The 24,102-nt window shown below is 40.4% G+C and carries 16 protein-coding genes; 12 read left to right on the top strand and 4 right to left on the bottom strand.

Annotated features, from left to right (window positions below; translation table 11 throughout):
• Positions 1-63: 63 nt before the first annotated feature.
• The gene (locus D9T12_RS08850) at positions 64-936 is read right to left on the bottom strand and encodes a 23S rRNA (adenine(2030)-N(6))-methyltransferase RlmJ (protein WP_130537837.1); all 873 of its coding nucleotides are present in this window, start codon (positions 934-936) and stop codon (positions 64-66) included.
• A 110-nt stretch (positions 937-1,046) separates the two neighbouring features.
• On the opposite strand from D9T12_RS08850, the gene thiI reads away from it, so the two are divergent.
• Positions 1,047-2,495 carry a tRNA uracil 4-sulfurtransferase ThiI gene (thiI, locus tag D9T12_RS08845; protein ID WP_130537836.1) on the top strand — a complete coding sequence of 483 codons (1,449 nt, stop codon included), beginning with the start codon at positions 1,047-1,049 and terminating at the stop codon, positions 2,493-2,495.
• Positions 2,496-2,526: 31 nt separating this feature from the next.
• Here thiI and D9T12_RS08840 read toward each other — a convergent pair whose 3' ends face one another.
• Positions 2,527-4,194 carry an MltF family protein gene (locus D9T12_RS08840; protein ID WP_240693158.1) on the bottom strand — a complete coding sequence of 556 codons (1,668 nt, stop codon included), beginning with the start codon at positions 4,192-4,194 and terminating at the stop codon, positions 2,527-2,529.
• Positions 4,195-4,339: 145 nt separating this feature from the next.
• Between D9T12_RS08840 and D9T12_RS08835 the strand changes: the two genes are divergently transcribed.
• The 3 genes from D9T12_RS08835 to rlmB all read left to right on the top strand — a co-directional run bounded on the left by D9T12_RS08835 (position 4,340) and on the right by rlmB (position 9,138).
• A complete protein-coding gene (locus D9T12_RS08835; protein WP_130537835.1) occupies positions 4,340-5,758 on the top strand; it encodes a dihydrolipoyl dehydrogenase in 1,419 nt (472 codons plus the stop codon).
• 202 nt (positions 5,759-5,960) lie between these two features.
• Positions 5,961-8,303 carry a ribonuclease R gene (gene rnr / locus D9T12_RS08830; RefSeq protein ID WP_130537834.1) on the top strand — a complete coding sequence of 781 codons (2,343 nt, stop codon included), beginning with the start codon at positions 5,961-5,963 and terminating at the stop codon, positions 8,301-8,303.
• Positions 8,304-8,403: 100 nt separating this feature from the next.
• Complete coding sequence (gene rlmB / locus D9T12_RS08825) at positions 8,404-9,138, top strand: 23S rRNA (guanosine(2251)-2'-O)-methyltransferase RlmB (RefSeq protein WP_130537833.1); 735 nt, start codon at positions 8,404-8,406, stop codon at positions 9,136-9,138.
• Positions 9,139-9,285: 147 nt separating this feature from the next.
• Here the strand turns inward: rlmB and D9T12_RS08820 are convergent, their stop codons facing one another.
• Positions 9,286-10,488, bottom strand: coding sequence for a PfkB family carbohydrate kinase (locus D9T12_RS08820; protein ID WP_130537832.1), 1,203 nt, complete (start codon positions 10,486-10,488; stop codon positions 9,286-9,288).
• A 600-nt stretch (positions 10,489-11,088) separates the two neighbouring features.
• Here D9T12_RS08820 and fnr point away from each other — a divergent pair.
• From fnr to D9T12_RS08780, 8 genes are all read left to right on the top strand, one after another.
• Positions 11,089-11,841, top strand: a complete 753-nt coding sequence (gene fnr, locus D9T12_RS08815) for a fumarate/nitrate reduction transcriptional regulator Fnr (protein WP_130537831.1) — start codon at positions 11,089-11,091, stop codon at positions 11,839-11,841.
• 331 nt (positions 11,842-12,172) lie between these two features.
• Positions 12,173-12,706, top strand: coding sequence for a peptidoglycan-associated lipoprotein Pal (pal, locus tag D9T12_RS08810; protein WP_130537830.1), 534 nt, complete (start codon positions 12,173-12,175; stop codon positions 12,704-12,706).
• Between the two features lie 134 nt (positions 12,707-12,840).
• The gene (gene pepN / locus D9T12_RS08805) at positions 12,841-15,534 is read left to right on the top strand and encodes an aminopeptidase N (RefSeq protein WP_130537829.1); all 2,694 of its coding nucleotides are present in this window, start codon (positions 12,841-12,843) and stop codon (positions 15,532-15,534) included.
• A 45-nt stretch (positions 15,535-15,579) separates the two neighbouring features.
• Entirely contained in the window at positions 15,580-17,061 is a 1,482-nt protein-coding gene (locus tag D9T12_RS08800) for a penicillin-binding protein activator (RefSeq protein ID WP_130537828.1), read from the top strand.
• Positions 17,062-17,237: 176 nt separating this feature from the next.
• A complete protein-coding gene (locus D9T12_RS08795; RefSeq protein WP_130537827.1) occupies positions 17,238-18,437 on the top strand; it encodes a hypothetical protein in 1,200 nt (399 codons plus the stop codon).
• A gap of 64 nt (positions 18,438-18,501) precedes the next feature.
• A complete protein-coding gene (locus D9T12_RS08790; RefSeq protein WP_130537826.1) occupies positions 18,502-18,807 on the top strand; it encodes a hypothetical protein in 306 nt (101 codons plus the stop codon).
• Between the two features lie 25 nt (positions 18,808-18,832).
• Positions 18,833-19,495: an LPP20 family lipoprotein gene (locus D9T12_RS08785; RefSeq protein WP_165395079.1), complete on the top strand. Its 663-nt coding sequence runs from the start codon at positions 18,833-18,835 to the stop codon at positions 19,493-19,495.
• Positions 19,496-19,573: 78 nt separating this feature from the next.
• Positions 19,574-19,858, top strand: coding sequence for a hypothetical protein (locus D9T12_RS08780; protein ID WP_130537825.1), 285 nt, complete (start codon positions 19,574-19,576; stop codon positions 19,856-19,858).
• A gap of 83 nt (positions 19,859-19,941) precedes the next feature.
• Here the strand turns inward: D9T12_RS08780 and D9T12_RS08775 are convergent, their stop codons facing one another.
• Complete coding sequence (locus D9T12_RS08775) at positions 19,942-23,967, bottom strand: EAL domain-containing protein (RefSeq protein WP_130537824.1); 4,026 nt, start codon at positions 23,965-23,967, stop codon at positions 19,942-19,944.
• Between the last annotated feature and the right edge of the window lie 135 nt (positions 23,968-24,102).

Genomic DNA, 24,102 nt, shown 5'->3' with positions numbered 1-24,102 from the left:
AAAAAATTTGCGCAATATTAGCAGTTTTGTTGACTCTGTGCAATTTACTCGAAAATCACGTGGTTATTCATCCACTAACTGTAATTGACGAAAGTGACCGTTTTCAGGCGCTAAATGCTGTTTCAGCCAAGGTAGAGTCAATTTCATTTGTTGCATTAATGTCCAAGGCGGATTGATGACAATCATGCCCGCGCTTTGCATGCCTTTGGTGGAATCTGCATCAATTCCAAATTCAAAAAGTTGAATGTTTTGAATGCCACTCTCAATAAACTGTTTTTCCATTCGGTTAATTCGATTGCGATCAACCACGGGATACCAAAGTGCGTAGGTGCCTGTTGCAAACTTTTTGTATGCATTGATTAAGGTCTTGACCGCTTTGTCGTAATCAGTTTTTACTTCGTAAGGAGGGTCCATCAAAATAAAGCCACGACGTTCTTTGGGTGGAAGTTGGCTCAAGCAGGCTTGAAAACCATCCTCTTGAAAAAGCTTGATACGCTTGCACTCTCCACGATGATGTCGAGTGTTGGCAATGAGGTTTTTAAATTCAGTGGGGTGTAATTCAAACAGACTGGCTCTGTCTTGTTGTCTTAAAATGTGCTGTGCAAACCATGGCGAGCCTGGATAGGCGTTGAGTTCAGTACCTCCAACTCCAGAAGCACTCTGAAAGTTGTGAATGAGCTGTAAATAGGTTTTGAGGCTATCAGGTAATTCGTTCTGATTTTGAAACGCCCAAAGTTTGCCTATGCCATTCGTGTATTCCACCGTTTTTTGGGCTTGCTCAGTATTCAGTTTATATCCACCGGAGCCTGAGTGTGTATCCAGATAAAAAAACGGTTTATCTTTTTGTGTTAAGTAGAGCAGTATTTGCGCGCTGACGAGGTGCTTCAGCACATCGGCAAAATTTCCAGCATGAAAGCCGTGTTGATAGCTAAGCATAAGTTTCCCCGAGCTTGTTTGAATAGTTGGCAATCATAGTCCCTAAAGTCGGCTTTGACCATGTAAAATAGCCGGTTAGTAAAAATATCTCTAAAGTCGGTTTAGTCGTTATGAAATTTATTATTAAACTTTTTCCAGAAATCATGATCAAAGGCGGTAAAGAAAAAAAACGCATGATGCTGATGTTATCGGACAATCTTATTCGGTTGTTGAAACGTATTGATGAGAGCATCGAAATTAAGCGTTTTCACGATAAAATCGAAGTTTACTGTGATGATAAATTCTACCGGCCGGTAAGAAAACGCTTACAAAATACACCTGGAATTCAGCAGTTTTTGGAAGTCGTAGCTTATGAAACTGGGGAAGATCTGCAACTAATTGCTGACAAGGTTGCTGAGCATAATTTGCCAGCAATAAAGGGGAAAACTTTTGTGGTGCGAGCCAAAAGAAGTGGCACCCACAACATTACATCATTTGATATCGAAAAGTTTGTTGGCGGACATCTTTGGGAGCACGGAGAGTCAGCTGGTGTCAGTCTGAAAAATCCTGAAGTTAAAGTTGAATTGGAATTGCACAATAAAACCTTAAACGTGGTGAGTGAGCGTGTCAAAGGGTTGGGTGGTTTTCCAATGGGCTCCCAAGGTGAGGTTCTGAGTTTAATGTCAGGTGGCTTTGATTCCACTGTTGCCAGTTACTTAACGATGAAACGCGGTGTGAAAACGCATTTTGTGTTTTTTAATTTGGGAGGCGCGGCACACGAGATTGGTGTGAAGCAAGTGGCGCTCTATCTTTGGGCAAATTTTGGCGCTTCTCATCGCTTTAAGTTTATTTCGGTGCCGTTTGAAGGGGTCGTTGCTGAGATTTTTAATGCCTCTCATGAGAGTTACATGGGGGTGATGTTGAAGCGACTGATGTTGAAGGCCTCTGAAAAAATTGCTGACGAGATGGAAATTGATGCATTGGTCACAGGGGAAAGTGTGGCGCAAGTCAGCAGCCAAACATTACGTAATTTAGCTATTATTGATGAGTGTACTCAAAAGCTAGTAATTCGACCGTTAGCGGTGATGGATAAGCCGGATATTATGGCGATTGCCGATCAAATTGGCACGCGTGAATATGCTGAGAATATGCCCGAATATTGTGGGGTGATTTCCAAGAACCCTGTAACAAACGCTTCGTTTGATCGCATGCATCGAGAAGAATCGCGCTTTAATATGGATGTTTTGGATGCTGCGGTTGCCAGTGCAAAAACCATTAATGTCGATCAGATTATTGCCGATGTGAATGAGTCGCAAGCCGTGGATGTGGTCACTGAATTAAAGAATGAAACGGTGATTGATATTCGTCGTCCAGAAGAGGTGGCTTCTAATCCTCTAAACTTGGAATCGCGAACAACTTTAACCATTCCGTTTTTTGAATTGAATCAAAAGTTTAAAACCTTACCGGCCGGTAATTATGTTTTGTATTGTGATAAAGGGGTGATGAGTCAATTGCACGCACAATATTTAATTGATGCCGGCTATGAAAATATCAAAGTTTACCGGCCGGTAAATGTTTAAAAAACACTGTTAATTCTGCAAAACTGCTGAATTAAAGACTGCTAGGCATTCTCGGTGTCACTATTTTTTTCTTGGTTTCAGGCATGGCGTTTTGCTGAGTGTTGCTTGATGTTTTGTCTGAATCAAGTAATTCAAATCCTTGAAGAGTTTTTTGTGAACTTTCTTTTGGCGTATCGATTAATTCTGGTTCAATCACTGAGTCTTCATCGATTAAGTCACGACTGAGTTCGTCGAATTGTTTCTCTTTTAACAAACGTTTTTCTTCCGCTAATTTAGTAGCCAGTTTTAAGGCTTCCATGGTTTTTTGAATCACGGTGACATAATTCACGGTTTCATGACCAATTTGATTACGAGCAATCACTTCAACATTGTAAAACCATTTGTTGGGATCAAGCCCTTTGCGCTCAGCGATTCGTTGGAGTTGTCGAATCCGTCCCGGACCGGCATTATAGGCGGCCAAAGAAAAGTTGATTTTGTCTTCTTCCGAGTATTGCGGTTTGTCAAAATAATGGTCGTGTAAAAAGGCGAGATAGCGAACCCCTGCATGGATATTGTTTTCCATGTTGGTTTTGATGTTGTTGATTTTGACATGTTTGGATTTGGCTGTGCTCGGTTTAATCTGCATCACACCATAAGCACCACGCTTGCTCACGAGTTTTTGATTGAATTTAGATTCTTTATAGGCTTGAGCGGCAATTAAATACCAATCGAAATCATAGAACTCAGCGTACTTTTCAAAGTAATAATGCAAACAGGGCGTTTTGTCTAAAGCTGTAAAATCTAATGGATGTTGGATCCAGAATGGGTTCTCAAAGTATTTACGATAAACGCTGTTGCCTAGAAATCGCCCAGGACGTGCATAATTTTCAATGAAGTGGTTGAGTGAAGCTTTGAGTTTGGGGAGGTTCTTATTGATTGCCCAAGCAATTTTTCCTCCGTTGTTTAGGATAAAGTTTTCATGTAAATAGAGATTGTGGAATACTTTTTGGTAAATCTTGGCGATGTGGTTATCAACCACTGTGAAGTCAAATAAACCGGCATTGACCATTTCTAAAATATCTTCTGCTTCCAAGAGTTCGTCGGCATGAATAATTTCTAAGGGTTCAAGACCTAGTCCACCTAATGCAAGATTGATACGTTGCAAATTAATCACATAGCTACTGTTGGCAACAACCACTATTTTTCGACCAGCTAATTGTTCGAAACGTTCAATCGCAGGTGCGTTTTTATGTGAAATCAGAATTTCATTGACATTGTTAATATATGGATCGGTAAAGTCGACTAAGGCTTTGCGCTCAGGTGTAATGCTAAAGCCTGAGGCGATAATATCGCCTTCACCATTGACAAGCGATTCAAGCAATTGGTTAAACGGTTTTGTCAGAAAAACGATATGGGTTTTATAGCGCTCTTTTCTAGGTCCTCGATTTAAGTAACGTTCGTACTCAATCATTAAATCATGTTCAAGACCTCGTTCACCTTTATCTGTGTGGAAAAAATTGGTTCGATTGTAGCTGACAAGTACACGAAGGATTCTGCGTTCTCGAATTTCGGGGAGGTCACCAATGAATGTTTGGTTGATACGATTATCTATTGACTGGCTTTGCGAGGTTTGGGCAGAAAGATTTGTGCTGAATAACGCCATTAAAATCAACAACGAGAAACCGGCAGTCAGAAAGTTTTTCAAGGAAATTTTTAACATTCATTTAGCGTCCAAGCCTAAGGTTTAGTATTTATAGCAAAAAGTTGAAGCAATTGCGCTTGCAAATGCTGTCTATTTACTGAAAATGGATAGAGTTTATGGGTAATATTCCTTAGGAAAAAGTTCAAAAAGGTTGGAACAGGTTATGAGAAAAGTGAAATACGCCATTGTAGGGGCGGGTACTTCAGGGCTAACAGCGTTAGGTGAAATTCGAAAGCACACGGATGATTTTGTGATTATCAATGGAGGGCACTACGGAACAACGTGCGCGCGAGTAGGCTGTATGCCCTCTAAAGCGATGATTCACAGTGCAAATCACTATCATGAAGCAAAACATTTTGCAGATATTGGTATTAATGGTGCACAAAGTTTGAGTGTTGATGTTTCAAGTGTAATGACCCGTGTTCGTGGTTTCCGTGACCGTTTTACTGGAGGTATTATTGGATCAACTACCGAAAACTTAGGTGACAAGCGAATTGATGGCTATGCAAAATTTGTCGGAGAAATGATTTTAGAAGTCAATGGTGAGCAAATTCAAGCGGAACGTATTATCTTGGCAACCGGTTCTTCGCCAGTGATTCCTGCACCTTGGAAATCCATTGGTGAAAAACTGCTGACGAGTGATGAGATTTTTGAGCTTGAAACTCTGCCAAAGCGAATCGCAGTGATTGGTTTGGGGGTTATTGGCTTAGAGTTAGGTCAGTCAATGGCTCGACTAGGTTGTGAAGTGACAGGCATCGAAATGCTTGAAACGGTCGGTGCTTTGAGCTCTCCAGAAGCGATTGAAAAAGCCAAGGCTTTGTTTGGCGCAGAAATGGATTTGCATTTGGGTGTTGCCGCGCAAGTGATGCCGAATCCTGAGAATGAGAACGAAGTCTTAATTAAGGCAGGGGACAAAGAGATTGTCGTCGATGCTGTTTTGGCTTCTTTAGGTCGCCGTCCTAATTTAGCGAGTCTAGATTTACCGGCCGGTGGTATTTCGGTTGACGAAAGAGGGATGCCGACATTTGATGTGCATTCGGCACAAATTTCAGACAAGCCTATTTTTATTGCCGGTGATTTGAATGGCTATCGTCAAATTTTGCATGAAGCTGGAGATGAGGGGCGAATGGCGGTATACAATGCCATGAACTTTCCAGAAATTTCACGTTTTGAACGTAAGACGGCACTCGGAGTGGCGTTTACCGATCCGCAAATTGGTCTGGTGGGTGCGCGAATGTCCGAATGTGATGAGGCAACGACAGCAAAAGCCGTTTTTCATTTAGAGCGCAATAATGGCCGTGCGATCGTGAATGGTACCGATCGTGGAACATTGGTTTTGGCCGCGAATAAAGAGACTAAGCAGTTGCTCGGTGCTGAGCTGTTTATGGCAGATGCGGAACACTTAGCGCATATGCTGGCTTGGGTGATTCAGCAAAAAATGACCGTTATGGAGATTTTACGTTTGCCTTTCTACCACCCTGTTATGGAAGAGGCGCTGCAGTCTGCACTTCGAAACTTAGCCAAAGAGGTTTATAGTGATGAAGAAATGGGGATTACAGCCGAGTTGACACGATTAACCTAAAGTCTTGAAAGTCTTTGCTATAATGGCTCGCGATTTCAAACCCACGCACTGAAATCGCGCGTTGTGGAATTGAAAAATACCAATGAAAATGCTTTGGTGGAAATTTTAAAGCGATTTTGGATTGGTATCTAGAGTGAGAAATGTAAAGCGATTTCAGTTTTAGTAAAAAATTAGATGGTATCGAGTGACTGAAGAAAAAGTAATGGATCAACAAGATCCTCAAGAATTAGCAGATGATCCGCATGCAAAACGCGAAGCGGAAAAATACGATAATCCTATCCCTAGCCGAGAATTTATCTTGGAATCCCTTGAAGCAGAATCAAAACCGCTTCGTCTTTTTGAAGTTGCCAAAGTCGTTAATGTGGATGAAGACGATGAAGAGCGTTTTGAAGCTTTATCACGTCGTTTAAAGGCAATGGTTCGTGATGGGCAATTGATTCGTAATCGTCGAGGAGCATTTGGCATTTTGAAGAAAATGGATTTGATTAAAGGAACCGTCATGGGGCACCCTGATGGTTTCGGTTTTTTGGTGCCAGATGAAGGTGGCAAAGATTTATTCTTGTCTGAAAAAGAGATGCATAAAATTTTGCATGGCGACAAGGTCATTGCATCGGTTATCGGAGAAGATCGACGTGGTCGCCTTGAAGGCGCAATTGTTGAAGTGTCAGAGCATTGCACCAAGGAGATTTTGGGACGTTTAAACCATGAGGATGGTTTGGCTTGGGTACGTCCAGATAATAATCGAATCAGCCAAGATGTTTTTATCCCTCAAGATGGTTTGATGGATGCGAACGAAGGTCAGGTTGTTTTGGTTGAAGTTTTGCATCAGCCGACCAAGCGTTCCGGACCTATTGGAAAAATCATCAAAGTGATGGGGGATTACATGGCCCCTGGAATGGAGATTGATTCAGCAATTCATGCCTATGGCATTCCAAATGAATGGTCGCCGGAGTTAGAGGCGGAATTGGCCAAGATTGGTGATGAAGTCACTGAAGCTGACTTGGAAGGTCGTAAAGATTTACGTGCGATGCAATTGGTCACGATTGATGGTGCCGACACGAAAGACTTTGACGATGCGGTGTTTGCCAAACGTCGTAAAAAAGGTTGGAAGTTGGTGGTTGCGATTGCCGATGTATCTCATTATGTCAAACCTGGAACAGAACTTGATAAGGAAGCCTACCAGCGTGGGAATTCAGTCTATTTCCCTCAACGTGTGGTTCCAATGTTGCCATCAAAGCTCTCCGATGGTTTGTGTTCGTTAAATCCGCATGTTGACCGTTTATGTATGGTTGCAGATATCGCCATTGATCCCGAAGGGAAAATTGAACGTACTCAATTCTACCAAGCGGTCATGAATTCAAAAGCGCGCATGACCTATTCACAGGTGAATGATTTAATTCACAACCCTGAGAGTGAATATCGTGAGCAATTTGCCGAGCAATTGGAAAATATTGAGGCGCTTAATGAGTTGTATCAGATTCTGAAAAAAGCTCGTTCTGAGCGTGGAGCACTGGAATTTGAAACCACTGAGACGCGTATAGTGTTTGATAATGAGCGCAAAATCGAAGAGATTGTTCCGGTGGTTCGTAATGATGCGCACAAATTAATTGAAGAGTGCATGTTGTTGGCCAACGTTGCCACTGCGCGTTTCCTGAAATGGCATAAAGTACCGATTGTTTATCGTGTCCATGAGTCCCCAATGGAAGAGAAGTTGAAAAACTTGCGTACTTTCTTAGGTGACTTTGGATTGACCTTAAATGGTGGTGATGAGCCAACCGCGCATGACTTTGCCGAGGTTGCAGAGAAAGTAGCCGGCCAGCCTTATGAGCATCTGGTACAAACAGTATTGTTGCGCTCAATGAATCAAGCGGTTTATCAGTCTGACAACAAAGGGCACTTTGGTCTAAACTACGAAAACTACACGCACTTTACCTCTCCAATTCGTCGTTATCCGGATCTTTTGGTTCATCGCGCGATTCGTTATGTTTGGGAAAAATCTGACGACAAACCGTTTATGTACGATGAAGCCAAAATGGATGTTATGGGGCAGCATTGTTCTGCTACGGAACGTCGAGCAGATGAGGCTACCCGTGATGCCGTCACTTTCTTGAAGTGTGAGTTCTTATCGCACCGCTTGGGTGAAGAATATGAAGCGGTTGTTAGTGCTGCGACAAACTTTGGTTTGTTTGTTGAAATCGATCCGTTGTATGTGGAAGGTTTGGTTCATATCACTGAGCTAGGTGAAGATTATTTCCATTACGATAATGCTCGTCACTGCTTGAAAGGTGAGCGTACAGGTAAGGTTTATCGTTTGGGTGATCGTTTGAAAGTTCAAATTGCACAAGTCAATCTGGATGAACGAAAAGTCGATTTACGCTTTATTGAGAGCTTAACTCCGCATGTTGAAACCGATAATGGAGAGGCCTTAGATGATAATTCTGAAGCAGATTCGGATGAGTCAGAGACAAAGCGCAAGCCGCGTAAAAAACGTTATTACCGTGGAAAAAAACGTGGTAAACCGCGAGCACCTCGATCTAATGCCTAATGGGTGTGGGGTGTAATTTTTGACATTGAGATAGCCTCTCGCAAAACTCGGTCTTGTGCCGAGTTTTTAGTTTCTGTGACATTCAATATGAGATTTATTTATGAAACGTGATGTGATTTTTGGACTCCATGCGGTAGAGAAATTTATTAAACAATCGCCAGAAGCGATTTATAGCTTGAGCTTTGAAAAAGGTAAGTTGAACAAGCGCCAACAGTCTTTATTTGATCAGGCAAAGTCCTTGGGATTGTCGCCTCAGTTGATTGCCAAATCCGCATTCAATGCATTGGATGGCACTCATCAGGGTGTTATGGCGGAAGTTGCTAAGCAGAAAGATTTAACCGAATCAGATTTGCCCGCGATTTTAGAAAAAGCCGATCAGCCTCTGTTTGTCTTTTTGGATGAAGTACAAGACCCACATAATTTAGGTGCAATTTTGCGAACCGCAGATGCAGTCGGAGTGGATGCGGTCATTATTCCTAAACACCAATCGGTAGGGATGAATGCGACAGTACGTAAAGTCGCGTGTGGCGCGGCTGAAAGCGTAAAGTTAATCGTGGTTTCGAATTTGGTGCGGACTATGAAAGAAATGCAGCAGCAAGGCATGTGGTTGACCGGGCTTGCTGGCGAAACGGATCAAACCATCTACACTCAAGACTTCAAAGGTTCGGTGGGAATTGTTATGGGAGCAGAAGGTAGTGGACTGCGTCGACTGACGCGTGAAGCTTGTGACCATATTGCCGCCATTCCAATGACAGGTGTGGTCGAGAGCTTGAATGTCTCAGTCGCCACTGCCGTAACGCTTTACGAGGTTTTTCGTCAACGAAACAATCTTTAATTTTGCAAAAAACATTCAAAGCTTAGTTTAAAAATGTTTGAGGCACGGGTCGCCGAAGGCGAAGCCTAAATGGATGTATTTTTTGGATATCTTTGTAACTAAGAGATGAACAGCAAGATACCTTGTTGAGACTCTTGATTACAAAGGTTATTCCGCTAGATAAATATCACCCGCATCATCGACGCGTATACTGACTGGTGTCAAATGCTCACCCAAGCACGGGCCATCAATACATTCGCCATCTTCAATTTTAAAAAATGCATCGTGAACGGAACACTTCATGGTATTTTCAAATGGGTTCACATCTATTTTGTAAGCTTCATTTAATGGTACATTTTGGTGAGGGCAGTTGTTCTCATAGGCTTTAATTTCATTGTTTAACTTGATGAGGACAATGTCATGACGGCCTTGCATAGGGATATTGGTCGTTCGAGCATTGGTGACATTTTTGATGTTCGCAATAGGGCGGTTCTCTACACGGGTATTCAAAATATCATCCAGACCCACTTTTTGAATCTTACTTGCGGCTAGTTCATTGGCATATTCGCAAGCCGCTTCCAGTGAAGATTTTTCGAGTAATTTATGAATCAATGCGGCATTAAAGGTATCACCTGCACCCAAAGTATCGATAATCGGGTGAACTTTTTTCGCGGCGATATGGCTGACTTTCCCACCGGCCGGTAAAAACCAAACACCTTTAGCTCCCCATGTGCAGACTAAGTTTGTATTGGGCGAATTTTTTTGTATTTCCACTAAGAGTGTTTCGCCACTTTCAAAGCCTTTAGCATTGGCATAATGATGAGAGAAGATAATGAGGTTGCTCTGCGAAAAGAGCTCTTCAATACCCTCTCTAGGTTTTTCTACTTCAAGTGAAATGGGTTGATGGCTCAAAAATGTTTTGGCGATATTAATCATGCCAGGAAGGTTTTCTAGGTTACGGCCTTCAAAGTGAAGCCAGTCATAATTTTCCACTTCAATTTTGGCAAAATGCTCAAAACTAACTTCTGGTAAATCTCGATAATGGACGATGGTTCTTGAGCCAGTGTGAGCGTTTAATGCAACAAAAGAATTGGGCGTTCGTCCTTGGATGAATTTTTGGAGATACTCACAGCTTATGCCACGCTCTTGGATTCCAGTTTGCAGAAGCTTTGCTTCAGGATCTGTTGCAATGGTTGAACAAATTGCAGTTTCATGGCCGAGCTGTTGAAGAACGTATAAAGAGTTATTTACATTTCCACCAACTTGATAATGGCGTTTTTGCGCTCGAACCTCTTGGTCTTCAGACGGGTATCGATCAACTGTTAAAACGGTATCTAAAACTGCATTTCCGATTCCCAAGATTTTCGCCATAGTTTCCTCGACTCATTCACATTACGTATCAGTGGTTGAAAAATTAGAGACTTTACCGGCCGGTAAAAATACAATTTCCAAAATCTGCAGAATTTTAGCATAAATAACTTCGTTGATTTTTGTGTCAAAAGCTAAATTTATTTCGAAGATTTTTTACTCAAAAATAGCAAAAAATAATTTTTCAAGTCTTGACAAGCAATCGGTGCATAATTTTTTTTGAAAAAATATAAAATTGCCTAAAAAAAATATTTATGGAAATAAAGTTTCAAAAAACACCTTTATAAGTTATTGATATTTCTGTGTTTTTATTGTTTTTTTATATGTCTTGGGTCGCGCTAGGGGTTTGTCGTTTTTTCCACAAAAGCTGTGGATAACTCTGTGAGTAATTGTCAGAAATATTTAGCAATCTCTGTAATAACAGTCACTTGGTTAAATTGCCTAAAAATTAATCAAAATCAAAAAATAAGTGATTTTCCGTAGTTTTGTTGTTAATCTACTCATAAGAATATTCGGTACATAAATTCTATAAAGCCTAATGAACCGGAAAAGTAAAACCGATATAATTGATTTCAATCAAAAAGGAATTTGAAGTTGGTGGTCATGACAGAGATGAAATCGGCATTTAATGTGAACTGTAATAATTGCGGCCTACAGAAAATTTGTTTTCCAACCGGACTTACGCGTAACGAAGTGGACCGGCTCGACACGATTGTTGAGAGAAAGTTACCATTGAAGAAAAACCAACACTTGTTTGAATCAGGAGATCCGTTTAGCTCTTTGTATGCAATTCGGGCAGGTGTTATAAAACTCTATTCATTTACCGATACTGGTGAGGAAATTATCCATGGTTTCTATTTACCTGGAGATGTTCTCGGCATCGATGCGCTGGCTACCAAAACACATCAAATGAATGCAATTGCGTTGGATACTACCAGTATCTGTAACTTGCCTTATCAAGAGTTGACAAATCTATCAAGTGAAATTCCATTTTTGAATCAGCAAGTATTGACTGTTATGAGTAAGGAAGTGAATGATGGTCGTATGCATTCGGAGTTATTGATTAAACGCAACGCGGATCAGCGTGTTGCGCAATTTGTGTGGAATATGGCAGAACGCTTCCGAAACAGGGGGTACTCATCATCCGAATTTAGATTAAGTATTCTGCACCGAGATGTGGCGATTTATTTAGGCTTAACGCCTGAAACGGTTTCCCGTATTTTGGCGCGATTTAATACCGAAGAAATCGTAACGTGGAAGAAAAAAGAAGTCATGATCCATGATGCGCAAACTTTAATGCAAATAGCGGGTGTTAATTCATTCACATGTGGCGAATGTAAAAAAGAGACGGCTTAGGTCTTATTCACAGTTCTTGTTTAAAACGTTATATTTAGAATGCTAGTCCCTCTTGATTTAGTTTTTAAGTAAAAATACGCAAGTGTTTAAAACTTGATGTCAATCATTTCGTAATAGTCTTGTCTGTGATTTAATTTGAGTTGTGAAACGTTGAGTGTTTTTTAAAGGTTTCCTCAACGCTTTTCATAATGTAGCCCGCTTGCCCGACCCTAATAATTTTATGGTCGGGTTTTTTTATGCAAAAAATAGGTCTAATTTCGGTTTGAACTTTATTTTTATGCTCAATGTTGTATATTAGCTGAGAAAATTTTGAATCTTTTTAGGGGAATTTATGAAAGTTAATCGTATTAAAAATTTATTTGCAGTAGCATTTGTTGGTGCAGCGTTGGCAATGACAGGGTGTACAACCGTTTCCGAAGTTGAAGAACCAAAAGCGGAGCAAGCGGTAGAGTTGCCACAGATTACTCCAAAAACGCAAGTGGAAGCTGCAGTAGAAACTAACATTGAGAATATGACGCTTGAAGAATTGAAAGCGTTTGCGGCTGGAAAAGTTGTTAACTTTGAATTCGACCGTTCTGAAATCACTCAAGATGATTTTGAAACGATTCGTGCGAATGCTTTGATTATGACAAAAGATACCAATGCAACGGTTGCTATTGGTGGCCACTGTGATGAACGTGGTTCACGTGAATACAACTTAGCACTGGGTGAGCGTCGTGGGAATGCTGTTCGTGATGCATTAATTGCCGAAGGTATTGCCGCTTCTCGTATTGAAGTCATCAGTTATGGTGAAGATTCACCTGTCGATTCAGCTCATAACGAAGCTGCTTGGGCGAAAAATCGTCGTGCAGAATTCAACTACTAATTGATTGCTGAATTTTAATAAAAAAAGCCTCACAAGCGATTGTGGGGCTTTTTGCGTTTTAGTCGATTTTTATTTGTCTAAAATAGCTAAAACTTTAACTCTCTATCACCATAAGAAACTAAGAGCGCACCTTTATGCAAGCTAACGCAACCTCACCGGTCGAAAATTTTTTAAAAGATTATCAAGCCCCAAGTTTTTCAGTAGATTCGATTTATTTGCAATTTGAACTGCAACCAGAAGCGACGACAGTGACAAATACAATGCAGATTTCACCTCAAGCAGGACAAGGATTGGAAGGTTCTGAAATTGAATTGTTTTTAAATGGTGAATCGCTTGAGCTCATCTCGGTTGTTTTGAACGGTGAAGGCGTTTTGGAAAAATGTGTAGTGGATGCAGAAGGGCTGCGTTTACAAGTGCCGATTGAACCATTTAAATTGCAAATTACCACTCAGATTAATCCGCAGGGAAATACGGCTTTACAAGGGTTGTACCGCACAAGTGGCAACTATTGCACGCAGTGTGAAGCAGAAGGGTTTCGTAATATTACTTACTATTTTGACCGTCCTGATGTGTTGACCACATTTACCACCAAAATTATTGCCGATAAAACGGATAACAAAGTCTTATTGTCGAATGGGAATTTAATTGAATCAGGCGATTTACCGGCCGGTAAACATTATGCTGTTTGGCAGGATCCATTTAAAAAGCCATGTTATCTGTTTGCTTTAGTGGCTGGAAATCTCGAAAAAATTGCAGATAAGTTTATTGCGGGCGATGGCCGAGAGATAGATTTGGAAATTTTTGTTGAGCCTCGCAATATTGATAAATGCGATCATGCAATGGAATCTTTGAAAAAGTCAATGAAGTGGGATGAAGACCGTTTTGGTCTGATTTATGACTTAGATATATATATGATTGTTGCAGTCGATGATTTCAATATGGGGGCGATGGAAAACAAAGGGTTGAATGTCTTTAACTCGAAATTTGTCTTGGCTAAGCCTGAATCCGCAACCGATGTTGATTATGAAGGGATTGAGTCGGTGATTGCGCATGAGTATTTCCATAACTGGACAGGTAATCGCGTGACCTGTCGTGATTGGTTTCAATTGACGCTTAAAGAAGGGTTGACGGTCTTTCGTGATCAAGAATTCACTGCGGATATGCTGAGTCCTGAGGTGAAGCGCATTGAGGATGTTAAGCGCCTACGTAGTTTTCAGTTTCCAGAAGATGCAGGACCAATGCAACACCCAATTCAGCCGCAATCCTACATTGAAATGAATAATTTCTACACCATGACGGTCTATGAAAAAGGTGCTGAAGTGGTTCGACTTTACCATACTATTTTGGGCGAAGAAGGGTTTCAGAAGGGGATGAAACTTTACTTTGAACGTCACGATGGTCAAGCCGTTCGTGTTGAAGATTTTCGTAATGCCATGGCGGATGCGAATGGCGTGGATTTAAGCCAAATGCATAATTGGTACGTTCAAGCAGGAACACCAACGTTAGAAGTTCGTGATGAGTATGATGCACAAACTCAAACTTACACTTTGCACTGTAAACAAACTCTGCATAATTTGGAGCTGTTAGGCAAGGAACATGCGCCCTTACTGATTCCTCTCAAAATCGGGTTTATTTCTGCTCAAGGGGAGCAAACACTGGCCGGTGAATCTTTAGCATTTGCAAGTAATGATCAAGCAGTTAGGCCTACAGGTAATAAAAATGAGGTTGTGATTTCGTTGACAGAGCTGGAACAGAGTTTTGAATTTACAGGAGTAAGTGAAAAACCAATACCTTCTTTATTGCGAGGTTTTTCAGCACCGGTGATTCTTGATTACGACTACTCGGACGAAAATTTAGCGGCGTTGGCAAGTTTTGATTCGGATTCTTTTGTGCGTTGGGAGTCGATGCAAACCTTGGCATTGCGAAACATTAAGCAAGTCGTTGCAGCAATTCAAAGTGGAAAAACACCGAGTTTAAATCCTGTTTATGCAAAAGCTTTTGAGGTCTTATTGGAAACAAAAGAGACTTCTGAAAGTCTGATTGCGATGACTTTGACTCAACCTGATTTAACCTATATTGGTGAGCAATTCGAACAAATTGATGTGGATGCCGTGCTGGAAGCTCATAAATTTGTGCATACGGCCTTAGCGCAAAACTTTACCGGCCGGTTAAAAGAGATTTATGATCAATTGAATTCTGAATTAAATGCCATTGGCTGTTATCGTTATCACAAAAGTGATATGGCAAAACGATCGCTGCAAAATGTTTGTTTACGTTATTTGGCTTATTTGCCAGATCAAGCTGAGTTGGCAGCTAAACAATATGATTGTCAGGCAAATATGAATCAGGTTTTAGCATCGTTGCAAGCTTTGAGTCTTCAAGAAAATGCTTTTTTGGATGAACGTTTGCAGGATTTCTATCAGCGTTGGTCAGGTGATCCGTTAGTGTTGGATAAATGGTTTAGTCTGCAAGCATCAATCCATGATTCAAAAGCGCTTTCGCGAGCCCAAGGTCTGCTTGAACATTCAGATTTCAGCTTTAAAAACCCAAATCGTGTGCGTAGCTTGTTAGGCGTGTTTGCTCGCAATAACTGGATGAGCTTTCATCAGGCTGATGGGGCTGGCTATGCCTTTATGGCTGAACAAATTAAGAAGCTGGATGAGTTAAACCCTCAAATCGCTTCGCGCTTGATGGGGCCGTTTACTCAGTGGAAACGTTATGCGGGGGAACGTCAAAACTTGATGAAACAAGCTGTAGAGTCGATTTTGGCAAAAGAAGGGCTTTCGAAAGATGTGTTTGAGATTGCCTCAAAAACCATCAAATCTTAGTGCTCAGTTATTTCGATTTCATCGATTTTAGGTAAAGGTCAGATTATGTCTAGTAAGCGGCTATGGAAAAACTGGGTTAAAACCTTGAATGTAATAGGGCTAGGTGTGGCAAGCCTTTGTTTATCACCGGCAACATTTGCCTTTGAATGGATGGAAGAAACTCCCGTTTTTATTTTTGGGGAGCCGACGGAAGAAGACTCGTCCGCAAGTCGTAAAAATTCAGCACATTCTGAAGATTCTCGTTCTGAAAATAATAAAACTGAACTTCAGCAACAAATCAATCAAATTGATCTTGAAATCTTGATGTTGAAAGCGGAACTAGCACTTCAGAATAGCGATTTAAAAGGCTTGCAGAACTACCTTGAAGAACTGGAGGGTTTTCAGCTTCCTCCAGGATTTCAAGAGCGGTTTAATGAATTGAAAGGACAATTGAATGCATTTCAACCAAACCAAATCTTACAGTTTTTCGGGCTTCAACAAGCCTTTGAGTTTCCAATGTCGGATCCAAATGCGGTTGTTGCCGTCGTTTTGCCGTTCACTGGGAAATATACCAATGTTAGTCAACAATTGTTCTCAAGCCTAAATCAGGCTTTACAAATTTATGGCTATCAAGGTCGGATTGTCCGCTTTGATACCATGGCGTATCCCAATGTTTTTAGGCTCTGGGAAGCCTTAAGAAGTTCAAATCCCTCGTTTATTTTCGGGCCTTTGCAAAAAGAGATAATTGATGATTGGCATCGACTCGATACCGGAATTCCGACGTTGTATTTTAACGATGTTGAGCAAACACTCTTTTCGTATGAAAAAGCGCTTTCGCCAAGTTCTTTAGGTAGTGTCAGAAAGTTGGCAAAGTATTTAGCTGATCACCAATATGAGCATGCTGTTGTGCTCATGGACGATACAAAAAAAGCCAAAGAACTTGCTGATGATTTGGCGATTCAATGGCAAAACTATTCGCCAAATAGCCAATTAATGTCTTACACCATTGGTAATAACTTTAGTCAAAGTTTTTCAGAAGCCAGTGGTGTTTCGAACTCTGAAAATCGAGCTACTGTTTTACAGCGTATTGTTCGCCAGCCGATTGAGGCTGAGCGTCGGGCTCGCCAAGATATCCAGGTTGTCATTAGTCTTGCAGCTCCTGCAAAGTCGATTCAAGTGGCGCCTTTGCTTAAATTTCATGGTTTAGGTCAAGTGGAACACATTTGGCTTCCTTCGCGAACGATTCAGGTTCGAGATTTAAATCTTTATCTTCATAGTTGGCAATCCACAATGGGGTTGCTTCCTCAGTATCTGTATCAATCGTATTTAGATCAAGCGATTGAGGATAATTTTGAAACTGGCATTTTTTATGCTTTAGGTCAGGTGGCGGTAGAAATAGTCAATCAAGCTGAGTTCTTATCTCAGAAAGATTGGTTGTTAATGACCGAAAACGGACAAGTTGAAGCAAATAGAGATGGTCGGTTTTATTTATTACCATCGATGTATTGGTTAGATAAACAAGAAATATTGCCAGTTGAATCGCGATAAATAATCGTTTTAATTTAACTATTCCCATCTCTTGCCGTTAGTGCTTATGGCATTTTGCCAAAATACCCACAAACCATACTCGAAGCGGCAATAAGGCTTTTAGTAGAATTCCTGTGTTTTGTGAAAGGCTTAACTTGCAGCCGATTTTTTTCTAACCCATTCTTGTGAGGTCGCCAGTGGCAAACCCAGAAGACACTATTGATCCGAATGATCTTGACAGCATAGATGCGTTGCTTGATGAGGCAGAGTGGAATGTGGATGAAGATCTAGAAGATGCTGTGCCGGATATTGAAGACTCAGATTCGGACAACGCAGTTGAGGAGGCTTCTAACGAAACACCAGCAGATGAAAAGCCCTCTGTCGACGAATTCGATTTGGATTCAATTGATTCGGAGTTAGAAAATTCTCAAGAAGTTGAGCCTGAAGAAGTAACTGAAGAAGTGACGGAACCTCCTGTTGAGGAAGTGACGCAAGCTCCAGTAGAAGATATGGCAGAAGCACCAGCGGAAGATCTCCCTGAATCCGTAACTTCGCTATCTTCTGCCGGAGTGACAGAAAATAAATTGCAAGAAAAAAAACAAGAACCGGAAGTTGAACCGGACGATGAATTTGAAAGAAAACTCGCGCAGAGACAATCTGCGCAATCAAAACAATCGAATGACTTAACGGTGGAAGAAATGGATACGCTCAAAAAACTTATTATTATTTTTGGATCCATCAGTATTGTATTACTGCTAACCGCAATCGGAATTGCTACTTGGGGAGCTCTTTCTGCTTCATCTGCGGGGATTTCAGAAGAAAACCAAACTTTGTTTGAATCGATTAAGGTTAGTAGTGATTTGAATGCAGAAATTGCCAAGGCCAATACAGAAGCCGCAGACTCATTAGAGAAAAAAGTCGATGCTATTAATTTTCAGATTGAACAGTTGGCGGTGGATATTGCCGGTTTATCGAAGCATGCGCCTGCTGTTGAAGTCGCTAATCAAAGTGTTATTGATCCGCTTGGGTTGAACAAAGAAGCGCCTAAGCAAGTTGCAGAAGTACAAACTCCAGCACCGGTCGCAGCCCCCGTTCAGCCGCAAAAAGTGAATGTTGAGATAAATTCAGAAATCACTAAAAAGGTCAGTTCTGTGAATTACAAATTAATTAAGGCCCAGAAAACAATTAATGAGTTATCAAAACGCCTTAAAGCCGTACAGACTCAACAACAGCAAATGCTAAAAAGTGTCAAAACGGTTGAAAAAGAAATGTTAGCTGAAAAATCAGAAAAATTAAAAGCACAAAAACAAGCGGAAAAAAATAAAGGCCATGGAGCTTATCAATATGGCCCAAATGACGGGTTCTACGATCAAGGCGGACAGGGAAGTTATCCATAGTTCAAGGCAACATGATGTATGACAAAACTTGAGTGCCTGTGAAGAATTGAGAATAGGGAATTTTATGAACCAATCAACATTAAAACGGATTACTTTGGTAAGCGTCTTGTTAGGCGTTGCCATCTTAAATGGCTGTTCTAAGCCTTATGAACAGCGTCCAATTCCTTGGGCAAAAGCGAAGGTTTATGAAGCGGTGGAAATGTCAGGAGTGGTTAATCGGACTTATATTCGAAAGCCAGATTATTACTCAACTTGCATTATGCCAACACATTTTCAAACTTGTCATAACTATTACCTGACTGACATGAGATGTGCGAAGCCAGTTAAAGCAGTGCCGACTTGTCAAGCACGTGTTTCAGGTTGTCGTTAAACGATTTATATTGAGGAGAGAGACCATGAAAAAGTCAAATCTAATTCTTTCAACTGTCATGGCAAGTTTGGCGCTTGCAGGTTGTTCGTCAATGGGGGGCTCTGAGCCTAAATATGTTGTTGTGGAGGATCGTTATTCTCCACCACCAGCGGTTCAAATGGTTGCCCCTCAGCCAGTTGCCGTTCATGAGCCTTGCTGCAATGAACCAGTACCAAAATCAACTCCAATTGCTGAAAAGCCTGATCAAGAAGTGGTCAAGGAGGTGCATTATGTTGAAAAACCAAAACCTAAAAAATCGGAATTGCTAAAAATTACCGGTATTGGCTATGGTGCAGAGTCAACTTATCAAGCCTACACGCCAGGTCAACGCCGTCTAATGGCAATACGTAGTTCGAAATTGGATGCTTACCGTTCATTGGCTGAACAGATCTATGGTATCAAAATTGACTCTAATACGTCGGTTGCTACATTGACTGCAAAAAATGATAGCTTCAGAGCTAGAGTGAATGCAGTGGTTCGTGGCGCGCGCTTAGTCAGCGTGACTCCAATGGCAGATAATAACTACGAAACCGTACTTGAAGTTTATGTCGACAAAGAATTCTTTGAAAAAGCGTTTGTTTATTCGGGCGATGAAGAAGAAGTTGCCGTTGACCCTGAATCTATGTACCGTTTTCGTACGCTTCGATAAATGATCTTCGGTTTCGACGGTAATGTTCAATTTTGTGAGCTTTACCGGCCGGTAGAAAACCGTGATTAGGAGTGGAATATGTTTACTCGAAAAAAAATTATAGTTGCTTGCTTTATTGCGTTATTTGGCGTGAATGAAGTCCTTGCTGCCAGTATTAGTACTCGGGTGCGAGTGCTTGAATCTAAAGTCGCGAAACAAGATAGGGTTGTGAAAAGCCTCAAGTCGGATTATCAAGCTCAAAGTAGTCTTGTTAAAAATGAATTGTCCAAAGTTCACGCTTTGGAAGCTAAGCTAGACCAGTTGTTGAAGCAGCAGAAAGGCAATAAGCAGGGGAAAACTGACAAGCGGTATGCATTCCCATAGATGGATTGAAAGATACTCTTTGGAAGCGATAGAACGCCATCCTGCTTTAAGCGTGATGGCGTTTTTTATTTTCTTTAACTAAATTATTGAATAACGATGGATTCGTTTTTGAAGTGGTGGTTAATTTTGTTAATTAAGCTTTCTTTCAAATGATGCATCCGGTTAATTTTCTCTTGCATGGACTGGGGGTTATTTGCCGTTTTGCTTTCGATTATATCGAGGTAAAGTGCATGAAGCTCTTCATGAATAGAATAAACCTCTTCAAGGGTAGTATCATCTAATATGTTATGAGCATGAATGTCTAGCCATCGTCCAAAAGGACATTCATTAGTGGTTAGCATGAGGGTTGTAAATAATGAGTCACTTTCTTGGCTTGAGTTTTCAATGTCACTTGCCGGTAGTTCTATAAAGTGAATAATTTTGTTGAGGTGAGACAACAACATCATTTCTGCTTTGAGTGTTTCTTTTTCTTGAGAAGAGACTTCAGAAATCGTTTTTAATTTGTTGGACGGCGTCCAGTTTTTAATCCATTCCAACACCTCATTTTCAGGCATAGGACGAGCGATGCCGTAGCCTTGTAATTTGCTGAAGCCATATTTAATAAGCAGTGCAATATGTTCCTCAGTTTCCACGCCCTCAACAATCACTGATAAGTTAAATGCTTCTGCCATAGATTTAGTTGCTTCAAGGATACTCAAGTTGTTTGGATCTTCAAATAGTCCGCGTGTAAATTCTTGGTCAATCTTCAACTCATTGACAGGCAGGTGTTTGAGGTAATTCAATGATGCGTGACCTGTTCCGAAATCGTCAATGGCAAACTTCACTCCAAGATTTCGGCTCAACATGATTTGTTCCGAAATTCTTGATAAATCTTCTAATGCAGAGGATTCTAAAAGTTCAAGAGTGATTTGTGACGGTGAAATATTTGGGTGTGCAGCCAGAAGAACGACTAGTTTTTCAATAAATTGATGGTGCTGTAAATATAAACCGCTGATATTTAAACTGAGGTGAATGTTTATCCCTTGGAGCGCCATTATTTCTATAAATGCCAAACCTTTTTGTAGAACATAATCTCCGAGTTCAATTTCTAGCCCCGATTGAGTTATTGCTGGTAAAAACTCAGCTGGAGAAATAACGCCTTTATCTGGATCGATCCAGCGAATGAGACCTTCAAAACAGATATGTTCTTCAGAATTAAAATCCACTTTGGGTTGGTAGTACAAATGAAATTCTTTCTTCTTAAATGCCTTTTTTAACGCTGTTTTTAATTCATTATTTTCCCATTGATGGGTAAAAATTTGATTTTTACCTTTCTGTTTGGCTTGGAACATGGCCTGATCTGCAAGACGAATGAGTCTTTCTGAACCGATGTCAATATCATAGTCAGGATGGTAATGAACACTTCCAATACTACAAGATACTTTAAGAGAATGACTTTGATAGGGCACACCAGCAGAGGCTGAACTAAGTAATCGCTTTTCGATGATTCCAAAATCATGTTCATTAGCATTTCGGTTGAGCACGATAACAAATTCGTCACCGCCAATTCGTGCAACGGTGTCTTCATTACGAACTTCTGATAAAAATCTTTGTGAAAGGCTTTGAAGGAGATAATCGCCTGCTGGGTGCCCAAACTGGTCGTTAATTTCTTTAAAACCATCTAAATCAATAAACAAAATAGCTAAATATTCGTTATGGCGATGGGCTGAAGCCAAGCTCTGGTTAACACGGTCTGTAAGGAGTGTTCGATTAGGTAAGCCGGTTAGATCATCGAAGTTTGCTCTTTTTTCCAATAGTTCTTGGTGAGTACGTTCTTGAGTAATGTCGGACATTAAACCAAGATATTGTTGAATATCACCATTTTCGTTGCGAATAATAGAAATCGTAAGTCGTTCTATATAGAATTCTCCAGTTTTTCTTCGATTCCATAATTCGCCTTGCCAATAATCATCTTTGAGTAAATCTTCCCAAAGTTTTTTATAGAATTGCCCATTTTGTTTACCTGAGCCTAAGAAGCTTGGGTTTTTGCCAATAATTTCCGAACTATGGTAGCCGGTAATTTCTTGAAAGCGTTCGTTTACGCGGACAATACGATTGTTAGAGTCTGTAATAATGATTCCTTGATTAGATTTTTCAAAAACCAAGGCTGCTTGATTGAGTTTTTTTCTTTGTTCATTCTCTTCAGTAATGTCGGTGACAAATCCATCAATGGATATTAGTTTTCCATCATCAAACACACCATGTTGTTCAATAAATATTATTCGATTGCCTTTTTTAGGGTGAAGAAATTCCATGTTGAATGTTGAATGAGTGGTTTCCATGTTTGCAAGCCGTTTGAGCTCTTGATTGGCTAAATTAATGGATTCCTGTTTCCACTGGATTGTTTGAAACCAAGGTGTATTGATTAATTCCTGCTGGTGGATGCCAAATAAATTAAAGACATTTTTTGAAATAAAGTTGAGGATGCCTTGTTGACCATTGTGTGAGAAAACCACATATCGATCCCCTAGGTTATGAATGAGGTTGTTAAATTTTTTCTGTTCAGATTCAATCTCTTTTTGCGTTCTGCGATCTTTAATCAATTGCCAAGCTTGGTTGGCAATGATTTGAACGATATTGGTGTCTTCATTTGTGTAATCTGTCGGCTTGCCGGTAATACCCGCCAATAGAACGGTTTTATTTTTTTCAGTTACCACCAGATTAATTAAGCGGTGCAGCTCCATATGACCGTCAGGTAACCCTTTTTTGTTTTCGTAGTTTGGATAATCATTAATACAAACAACTTTTTTCTGACGAATTGCTTCTGCCCAAACCCCTGCTTCATCAATAGAATATTCATTTTCAGTGTTTTGCAAATGTGCATTTTGCTCACGTGCACCTTTCGACAAGCCGGTTATGTAAATAATATTTTTATCTTCATCGACAAAGTTCAAAAAACTTGCTGTGCTATTCGTTAAGTGTTCGATTTTTTCGCATAAATCATCCAAAAATTCTTGTTCACTCATTCTGTCAAGGCTTGATGGCATTTGTAGAAGGATTTGATCCACTTCTGATTGTTTTTTTAATCGAGCAGCATGCAGCTTTAAACGACTTCGATAGCGTTCGGAGAGAGTGAGTGTTACTAAAACCAGTAAAAATAATGTGCTAAAACCAATAAACGTGTATTTATTTTGATCAATTAATTCATTCAATGATAGTTTTGGCAGAACATCATATGGGGGAAGCCTGAGTTCAATGAGAAGGTTCTCTAATGGTTTATAGTCTCGGGGTGCAATAAATCCACTGATGTTTGCTTGTATTGCAGCAGGGTGATCTATACGAAGTGAAAACAGAGCAACGGCAATATCTCGTTTTAGGTCATCATCCAAGTTAGGCATTATGATAAACGGCCATTCTGGGTAAAGTCCGGTTGAGAGAATTTGTGGAAATTTTGACTGTTTTTGTAAGTTGAGGACTTTGATATCGGCAATATCCAGCTGATTGGATGCAGACCATTGTTCAAGAATGCCGGTTCTAATAAACCCAGCATCGACTTGATTAGACATTACGGCTTCTATTACCGAATCGTTATCTCCCACTTTGATAAAGTCGATATTTTCATAATTTATATTATTTTTGTGGAGTTCGTAGAGAGGGACGCGGTAAGCACCTGTGTTTGAAAATGAGGGAACAGCAACTTTACTTTTTTCTAAGTCTTTAAGTGAATTTATCTTCGAATTCTTGGTTCGAGTGAAAATAACCCCTCCAAGACAACATAATTCTTTGCCAAGGTGTTTTCTTTGAACGGTTGCAATCACGCCATTTAACGGCATCTCATGTCGAAGTTCTAGGTAAAGGTTTGGGTTAATGAATAATAAATTGATTTGATTATTACGAACCGCTTGCTTTAGGTGTTCAGCATCTAAAATACGTGGAATAATCGTATGATTAGGCAGTGAATCAGAAAGGTACTTAAAAAAAGGTTCATATTGTTGTTCAATCGTTTCTTTCGATTGGTGTGCGTAAAAGCCTAGATAGATTTTCTCTTTTGCAAAGGCCACTGTTGCCTGAGTGGCAAACGTCAGAGTGGTGGCAAAAGCCAAAACATTGAGAATAGCGCGAAGAAACATTGAACACCAAAGAGTTTAAAGTCTAAAGTCGCTAATTTAACAAAAAGTTATATCGATTACGTGCTACTAAATTAAAACTAGTTCCTAATCAACTTTATGTGTTTTAGCGATTGTTTTTTGCAACTAGTTTTTTAG

The organism is Thiomicrorhabdus indica (assembly GCF_004293625.1).
Taxonomy (GTDB): domain Bacteria; phylum Pseudomonadota; class Gammaproteobacteria; order Thiomicrospirales; family Thiomicrospiraceae; genus Thiomicrorhabdus; species Thiomicrorhabdus indica.
The sequence above is the reverse complement of the archived record's forward strand: the minus strand, read 5'-3'. Positions and strand labels throughout refer to the sequence as shown.